Genomic DNA, 8,851 nt, shown 5'->3' on the forward strand with positions numbered 1-8,851 from the left:
GTGATCTTAGCGAACCAAAGTGAACACAATGTAAACCTTGGTGTTCTAGGGATTGTACCTAGAACGAAATGACCTCAACGGGGCAAGTCGCTTTGCCCCATCAGGAACTCGTCCACCGCGCGTGCGGCTTGACGGCCTTCACGGATGGCCCACACGACCAAAGACTGGCCACGGCGCATGTCACCCGCTGCAAACACCTTGTCCACGTTGGTGGCGTAGCCGCCCGTGAAGTCGGTGCTCGCCTTGGCGTTGCCACGGGCGTCTTTGTCGATGCCAAAGGCGTCGAGCACGGTGGCGACCGGGTTGGTGAAGCCCATGGCCAGCAGGACCAGGTCGGCTTTGTATTCCTTTTCGGTGCCGGGCACTTCGACCATCTTGCCGTCTTTGAACTCGACGTGCACGGTCTTGAGGCCTGTGAGCTTGCCTTTTTCGCCAATGAATTCCTTGGTGGAAATGGCGAATTCGCGTTGCAGCAGACCTTTTTCGGCGCTCTCGTCGTGGCTGGAGCTGGTGCGCAGCTTCATGGGCCAGTAAGGCCAGACCATCAGCTTGTTTTCTTTTTCGGGTGGCTCGGGCATCACCTCGAACTGGGTCACGCTGACAGCGCCGTGGCGTGTGCTGGTGCCCACGCAGTCGCTGCCGGTGTCACCGCCACCGATCACGATGACGTGCTTGCCGTCAGCGCGCAATTGACCTTTGAGCTTGTCACCTGCATTGACCTTGTTTTGCTGGGGCAGGAATTCCATCGCGAAATGGATGCCGTCCAGGTCGCGGCCGGGCACGGGCAGGTCGCGCGACTGCTCGGAGCCGCCGGTCAGCAGCACAGCGTCAAAGTCTTTCTTGAGCTGCTCGGCGCTGATGGTTTCCTTGGCCCAGTTGGTGACCTTGGAGTCCTTGGGCCACTCGCCCACCAGCACGCTGGTGCGAATCTTCACGCCTTCGGCTTCGAGCTGCTTGACGCGGCGGTCGATGTGCGTCTTTTCCATCTTGAAGTCAGGGATGCCGTAGCGCAGCAAACCACCGACGCGGTCGTTCTTCTCGAACAGGGTCACGTCGTGGCCTGCACGCGCCAGCTGCTGCGATGCGGCCAAGCCCGCAGGGCCTGCACCGATCACGGCGACTTTCTTGCCGGTCTTGACCTTGGCAGGACGGGGTGTGACCCAGCCCTCGGCCCAGGCGCGGTCGATGATGGCGTGCTCGATCGACTTGATGCCCACGGCGTCGCCGTTGAAGTTCACCACGCAAGCGGCCTCGCAAGGTGCGGGGCAGATGCGGCCGGTGAACTCGGGGAAGTTGTTGGTGCTGTGCAGCACCTCGATCGCGTTCTTCCAGTCGCCGTGGTACACCAGGTCGTTGAAGTCCGGGATGATGTTGTTGACCGGGCAGCCGTTGTTGCAAAACGGTGTGCCGCAGTCCATGCAACGTGCGCCTTGGGTTTTGGCTTGCTCATCGGTCAGACCGATCACGAACTCGCCGTAGTTTTTCAAGCGCTCTGCGACGGGCTTGTAGCCTTCTTCGATGCGCTCAAATTCCATGAAGCCTGTGACTTTTCCCATGATGTTTCCTTCGATTCTTGACGTGGGGCTCAGGCGGCAACAGGCTGGGCGGCCTTGGCAGCTTTGCGGGCGTTGATTTCACCCAGAGCACGCTTGTATTCGTTCGGGAACACCTTCACGAACTTGGCACGGGCCGTGGCCCAGTTGTCCAGCAACTCGCGGGCGCGCTGGCTGCCGGTCCACTTGAAGTGGTCTTCCAGCAGTTTCTTCAGCTGCGCTTCGTCGGTTTGGTCGCGGTGCCACACCTTGCGGTCGATCTGCGCTTCTTGCTCGGCAGCGGACAGCACCTTTTCCATGCTGACCATGGCGGTGTTGCAGCGCGAAGCGAACTCGCCGTCTTCGTCGTACACATAAGCGATACCACCGCTCATGCCCGCGCCAAAGTTGCGGCCGGTCTTGCCCAGCACCGCCACAGTGCCGCCGGTCATGTATTCGCAACCGTGGTCGCCTGTTCCTTCGACGACCGCCGTGGCGCCCGACAGGCGCACCGCGAAACGCTCGCCAGCCACGCCAGCGAAGAAGGCCTCACCGGTGGTCGCGCCGTACATGACGGTGTTGCCCACGATGATGTTTTGCGAGGCCACACCGCGGAAGTCCAGGCTCGGGCGCACCACCACGCGGCCACCCGACAAGCCCTTGCCGGTGTAGTCGTTGGCTTCGCCGATCAGGTACAGCGTGATGCCGTTGCACAAGAAAGCGCCGAACGACTGACCGCCCGTGCCTTCGAGCTGGATGCGGATGGTGTCATCTGGCAAACCTTCGGGGTGCACCTTGGTCACCGCGCCGGACAACATGGCACCGACCGAGCGGTTCACGTTGCGGGCCGTTTCCATGAACTGGACTTTTTCGCCCTTGTCGATGGCTGGACGGCTCTTGGCGATCAGCACATTGTCCAAGGCCTTGGCCAGACCGTGGTCTTGGGTTTGCACGTGACGCACGTCGGCGTCCATCGTGACTTGCGGCACGGCCAGCAAGCGGCCGAAGTCCAGACCGCGGGCCTTCCAGTGGCTCACGCCAGCGCGCATGTCGAGCAGGTCGGCACGGCCCACCAGATCGTCGAACTTGGCGATGCCCAACTGGGCCATGATCTGACGCACTTCTTCAGCGATGAAGAAGAAGTAGTTCACGACATGCTCTGGCTTGCCAGTGAACTTGGCGCGCAGTGCGGGGTCCTGGGTGGCCACGCCCACGGGGCAGGTGTTCAGGTGGCACTTGCGCATCATGATGCAGCCCTCGACCACCAGCGGTGCGGTGGCGAAGCCGAATTCGTCCGCGCCCAGCAAAGCGCCAATGGCGACGTCGCGGCCGGTCTTCATCTGGCCATCGGCCTGCACACGGATGCGGCCACGCAGACCGTTGAGCACCAGGGTCTGCTGGGTTTCGGCCAAACCGATTTCCCAGGGCGAACCGGCGTGCTTCACAGACGACCAAGGCGATGCGCCCGTGCCACCGTCGTGACCGGCGATCACCACGTGGTCAGCCTTGCACTTGGCCACACCGGCAGCAATCGTGCCGACACCGATTTCAGACACGAGCTTGACGCTGATGTCGCTGTGCGGCGCCACGTTCTTCAGGTCGTGGATCAGCTGGGCCAAGTCCTCGATCGAATAGATGTCGTGGTGGGGTGGTGGCGAAATCAGGCCCACACCGGGCACCGAGTGGCGCAGCTTGCCGATGTATTCGGACACTTTGCCACCAGGCAGCTGGCCGCCCTCACCGGGCTTGGCACCCTGGGCCATCTTGATCTGGATCTGGTCGGCGCTGGACAGGTATTCGGCAGTCACACCGAAGCGGCCTGACGCGACTTGCTTGATGCGTGAACGCAGCGAGTCACCGGCTTGCAAAGGCAGGTCCACTTCGACGTTGGCTTCGCCGATCACGCTCTTCAAGGAGTCGCCCAATTTGATCGGGATGCCCTTGAGTTCATTGCGGTAACGGTTGGCGTCTTCACCGCCTTCGCCGGTGTTGCTCTTGCCGCCGATGCGGTTCATGGCCACGGCCAAAGTGGCGTGCGCTTCGGTGGAGATCGAGCCCAAGGACATCGCGCCGGTGGCGAAACGCTTGACGATCTCGGCCGCCGGCTCGACCTGCTCGAGCGGGATGGCCTTGGAAGGATCGATCTTGAACTCGAACAGACCGCGCAGCGTCATGTGGCGCTTGCTCTGGTCGTTGATGATCTGCGCGTATTCCTTGTAGGTGCTGAAGTTGTTCGCACGGGTGGAGTGCTGCAACTTGGCGATCGCGTCCGGTGTCCACATGTGCTCTTCGCCACGGGCACGCCAGGCGTATTCACCGCCCGCGTCCAGCATGGTGGCAAGCACAGGATCGTCACCAAAGGCTGCGGCGTGCATGCGGAAGGCTTCTTCGGCGATTTCAAACACGCCGATGCCGCCCACGCGGCTGGGTGTGCCGGTGAAGTACTTGTTGATGGTCTCGGTGTTGATGCCGATGGCTTCAAACAACTGGGCACCGCAGTAGGACATGTAGGTCGACACGCCCATCTTGGACATGATCTTGGACAGGCCCTTGCCGATCGCCTTGACGTAGTTGTAGATGGCCTTCTCTGCCGACAAATCGCCGGGCAGCTCTTTGTGCAAGGCAGCCAGGGTTTCCATGGCCAGGTAGGGGTGCACAGCTTCGGCACCAAAACCTGCCAACACGGCAAAGTGGTGCACTTCGCGGGCGGTACCCGTTTCGACCACCAAGCCAGCCGTCGTGCGCAGGCCTTCGGTTACCAGGTGCTGGTGGATAGCCGACAGCGCCAGCAGCGCGGGCACAGCCACTTGGGTGGCGTTCACGCCACGGTCGCTGATGATCAGGATGTTGTGGCCGCCTTTGATGGCGTCCACGGCTTCAGCGCACAGCGAGGCCAGCTTGGCTTCCACGCCTTCGCGGCCCCACATGGCGGGGTAAGTGATGTCCAGCGTGGCGCTCTTGAACTTGCCCTTGGTGGCTTGCTCGATGTTGCGCAGCTTGGCCATGTCGGCGAAGTCCAGGATGGGCTGGCTCACTTCGAGGCGCATCGGTGGGTTGACCTGGTTGATGTCCAGCAGGTTCGGCTTGGGGCCGATGAAGGACACCAGCGACATCACGATCGCTTCGCGGATCGGGTCGATGGGTGGGTTGGTCACTTGCGCGAACAACTGCTTGAAGTAGTTGTACAGCGGCTTGTTCTTGTCGGACAGCACGGCCAGCGGGCTGTCGTTGCCCATGGAGCCAATGGCTTCTTCACCGGCAGAGGCCATGGGGGCCAGCAAGAACTTGATGTCTTCTTGTGTGGTGCCAAAGGCTTGTTGCAGGTCGAGCAAAGCCACATCAGCAGCGGGCGCTTGCACGGGGGCAGCGGCCACGTCGTCGAGCTTGATGCGCAGGTTCTCGATCCACTGCTTGTAGGGCTTGGCGCTGGCCAAACCGGCCTTCAACTCTTCGTCGTTGATCATGCGGCCTTGTTCCAGATCGATCAGGAACATCTTGCCGGGCTGCAGACGCCACTTGCGCACGATCTTGCTTTCGGGGATCGGCAGCACGCCGGTTTCCGAACCCATGATGACCATGTCGTCGTCGGTGATGATGTAGCGCGAAGGACGCAGGCCGTTGCGGTCCAGCGTGGCGCCGATCTGGCGGCCGTCGGTGAACACGATCGAGGCGGGGCCATCCCATGGCTCCAACATCGCAGCGTGGTATTCATAGAAGGCCTTGCGGCGCTCGTCCATGGTGGTGTGCTGTTCCCAAGGCTCGGGGATCATCATCATCACGGCCTGGCTGATGGGGTAACCCGCCATCGTCAGCAGTTCCAGGCAGTTGTCAAAGGTGGCGGTGTCGGACTGACCGGCGAAGCTGATGGGGTAGAGCTTTTGCAGGTCGGCGGCCAGCACGGGCGAAGACATCACGCCTTCGCGGGCCTTCATCCAGTTGTAGTTGCCCTTGACGGTGTTGATCTCGCCGTTGTGCGCCACATAGCGGTAAGGGTGAGCCAATGGCCACTCGGGGAAAGTGTTGGTCGAGAAGCGCTGGTGCACCAGACCCAGGGCCGAGACGCAGCGCTCGTCTTGCAGGTCCAGGTAATAGGTGCCCACCTGGTCGGCCAGCAGCAGGCCTTTGTACACCGCAGTGCGGCTGGACATGCTGGGGATGTAGTACTCGTTGCTGTGCGTCAGATTCAGGGCCTGAATGGCGGCGCTGGCGGTCTTGCGGATCACGTACAGCTTGCGCTCCAGCGCGTCTTGCACGATCACATCGGCGCCGCGGCCAATGAAGATCTGGCGCATGATCGGCTCTTTTTCGCGCACGCGGGGCGACATGGGCATCTCGCGGTTGACCGGCACATCGCGCCAGCCCAACACCACCTGGCCTTCGGCCTTGACGGCGCGCTCGAGTTCTTGCTCGCAAGCCATGCGCGAAGCATGCTCTTTGGGCAAGAAGACCATGCCGACGCCGTACTCACCGAAAGGCGGCAAGTTGATGCCCTGCTTGGCCATCTCTTCGCGGTACAACGCGTCGGGCAGCTGGATCAGGATACCGGCACCGTCGCCCATGAGCGCGTCGGCACCCACAGCACCCCGGTGGTCCAGGTTTTCAAGAATCTTGAGGGCCTGCGTCACGATCGCATGGGTCTTGTGACCTTTGATGTGCGCGACAAAACCGACACCACATGCATCGTGTTCATTGGCCGGGTCATACAGACCGGTGGATTGGAAATGTTGTTTATCGGCTGCCGTGGACATGGCGCACTCCTAGGGTTTTTACGCAGGGGGATGAGTTTACTGCACTGCAGCAACCATGCCAAGACAATTAATTGGGGTCAGATCCCAATTAATTTGAATTTCTTTTTCGGCTGAGATTAATTGGGGACAGATTCATCACTCTGTCTTTTTGAAAGGCCTTCCCGCCTTGGCTGGCAAGAGCCTGCGCGGCGTGGACTGCTGCAACTCTTGCACAAACTGGGGGGAACCCATGGCCCATCCCGACAAGGCACTTTTGGTGAGTTGGTCTTTTTCCGATGCTGCCAATCCTGCGTGAACCAGTTCGAGGTAGGCCGCTTCACGCGCAAATGGCGTATTGCCCAGGCCCCAAAACAGGGCGTGTGGCGTCACCAATTTGTCGCTCACCTGCCCAATACAGTGCCTGTGGCTGGACCATTTGAAGTCGGCCGCCTGCGCGACTATGCCGGCACGCACCGGGTTCAGATCGATGTAGACCATGCAAGCCAAAAGATAGCGCTCACTCTCAATCAAATTGCTGCGGTAACGGCCTTCCCACAAGGTGCCGGTCCGCTGATGGCGCAAATTGAAGTAACGCACATAGCTGCGCCCCACGGCTTGCATGAGTTTGGGCACACCTTCATCCGTTTCAGGCGTGGCCAGCAAATGAAAATGGTTGTCCATGATCATGTACGCATGAATGGCCACTTTGAAAATCGCCGCTTGCTCACCCAGCAGCGTCAGCATTTTTTCCCGGTCAGCGTCATCCCGCACGATGGCCTGGCGGTCATTGCCGCGCTGGATGACGTGGTGCGGATAAGCGGCGACGGTGAGACGGGGTTGGCGGGCCATGGGTTGCGAGGAACAATCAAAAGAAACAGTTTAATTGGAATCTGACCCCAATTAAATCAAGATGCCATGCTCGTGACTGACAGTGGCGGGATTTGCCTTTAGGCTCGGCGCATGGACACAACAACTTTGCGCATCGGCACGGGAGCGGGCTACGCGGGCGACCGCATCCCGCCTGCGGTGGAGCTGGCCGAGAAGGGGCGACTGGACTATCTGGTTTTTGAATGCTTGGCTGAGCGCACGATTGCGCTGGCTCAGCTCGAACGCAGCCAGCATCCCGATCGCGGCTTTGACCCCATGTTGGCCGATCGCATGCGGGCAGTGCTCAAACCCTGTATGGACAACGGCACCCGCATCATCAGCAACATGGGCGCGGCCAACCCTTTGCAAGCTGGTCACGCCGTCCTGGCCATCGCACGTGAACTGGGTCTGCCCCAGGTCAAGGTCGCCGTGGTGCTGGGCGACGATGTGCTGACCACGCTGACGGCAGACCACCTGTCGCTGCCTGTGATCGAATCCAACCAGACCCTGGCCGACCTGCAGCCGCAGCTGATCTCGGCCAACGCCTATCTGGGCGCCGAGGCCTTGCTGCCCGCCTTGCAGACCGACGCCCACGTCATCATCACCGGCCGCGTGGCCGACCCTGCCCTGTTCCTCGCACCCTTGATCCACCACTTTGGCTGGGCGCTGGACGACTGGGCGCGCCTGGGCAAAGGCGTGCTGGTCGGGCATTTGCTCGAATGCGCGGCGCAGATCACCGGGGGCTACTTTGCCGACCCGGGTTTCAAGGACGTACCCCACATGGCCCGGCTGGGCTTTCCGCTGGCCGAGGTCAGCGCCTCGGGCGATGCCGTCATCACCAAGGTGGCGGACTCGGGCGGTTGCGTCACGGTGGCCACGTGCACCGAACAATTGCTCTACGAAATCGAAAACCCCGCACGCTATCTGCAGCCCGATGTGGTGGCCGATTTCTCGCAGGTGCAGCTCACGCAGATCGGCCCTGACCGCGTGCAGGTCACGGGCGGCAACGGCAGCCCACGCACCGACACGCTGAAAGTCACCCTGGGTTACCGCGATGGCTTCATCGGCGAAGGACAAATCTCTTACGCAGGCCCGGGCGCACAGGCACGTGGGCAACTCGCGCTCGATCTGGTGCGCGCACGGCTGGCCGATGCAGGCTACGCACAGCACGAAGGCCGCTATGACCTGATCGGCGTCAACGCCATCCCGGGCGAACCGATCACACCCACAGAACCGGCCGAAGTGCGCGCCCGCGTGGCGCTGCGCGTACCCACACAGCGTGAGGCTCAGCACGTGGCACACGAAGTCGAAGCGCTTTACCTCAACGGCCCGGCAGGCGGCGGTGGCGCCACGCGCTCGGTGCGAGAAGTCATCGCCGCTGCGGCGGTGCTGATGCCACGTGACGCGGTGCACACCAGCACCGTTCTGCTCAACACCGAAGGACTCTGACATGCTGCTGCGCGACATCGCCCACACCCGCACCGGAGACAAGGGCAACCGCTCCACCCTGTCGGTGATTGCCTACGACCTCAAAGACTTTGCCCTGCTCGAAAAAGCGCTCACGCCTGAGCGGGTGCGCCAGCACTATGCAGGCATCGTGCACGGCCCGGTCGAACGCTACAGCCTGCCCCAGTTGGGCGCGCTCAACTTCGTCATGCACCAGGCCCTGGGCGGTGGCGTGACCCGCTCGCTGGCACTGGACGCCCACGGGAAATGCCTGAGTGC

General features: G+C 61.7%; 5 protein-coding genes. 2 read left to right on the forward strand and 3 right to left on the reverse strand.

Going from position 1 to position 8,851, the window contains the following annotated elements:
• Positions 1-74: 74 nt before the first annotated feature.
• The 3 genes from Q1W40_RS08570 to Q1W40_RS08580 all read right to left on the reverse strand — a co-directional run bounded on the left by Q1W40_RS08570 (position 75) and on the right by Q1W40_RS08580 (position 7,108).
• Entirely contained in the window at positions 75-1,556 is a 1,482-nt protein-coding gene (locus tag Q1W40_RS08570; RefSeq protein WP_300710966.1) for a glutamate synthase subunit beta, read from the reverse strand.
• Positions 1,557-1,585: 29 nt separating this feature from the next.
• Positions 1,586-6,280 carry a glutamate synthase-related protein gene (locus tag Q1W40_RS08575; RefSeq protein ID WP_300710967.1) on the reverse strand — a complete coding sequence of 1,565 codons (4,695 nt, stop codon included), beginning with the start codon at positions 6,278-6,280 and terminating at the stop codon, positions 1,586-1,588.
• 135 nt (positions 6,281-6,415) lie between these two features.
• Positions 6,416-7,108 (reverse strand): transposase, encoded by a 693-nt coding sequence (locus tag Q1W40_RS08580; protein ID WP_300710968.1) that lies wholly within the window; start codon positions 7,106-7,108, stop codon positions 6,416-6,418.
• 111 nt (positions 7,109-7,219) lie between these two features.
• On the opposite strand from Q1W40_RS08580, the gene Q1W40_RS08585 reads away from it, so the two are divergent.
• Positions 7,220-8,575, forward strand: a complete 1,356-nt coding sequence (locus tag Q1W40_RS08585; protein WP_300710969.1) for an acyclic terpene utilization AtuA family protein — start codon at positions 7,220-7,222, stop codon at positions 8,573-8,575.
• A 1-nt stretch (position 8,576) separates the two neighbouring features.
• On the forward strand, positions 8,577-8,851 hold a 275-nt coding region (locus Q1W40_RS08590), incomplete at its 3' end, for a hypothetical protein (protein WP_300710970.1).

Origin of the sequence: Limnohabitans sp., assembly GCF_030158565.1 — a bacterium.
Taxonomy (GTDB): Bacteria; Pseudomonadota; Gammaproteobacteria; order Burkholderiales; family Burkholderiaceae_C; genus Limnohabitans_A.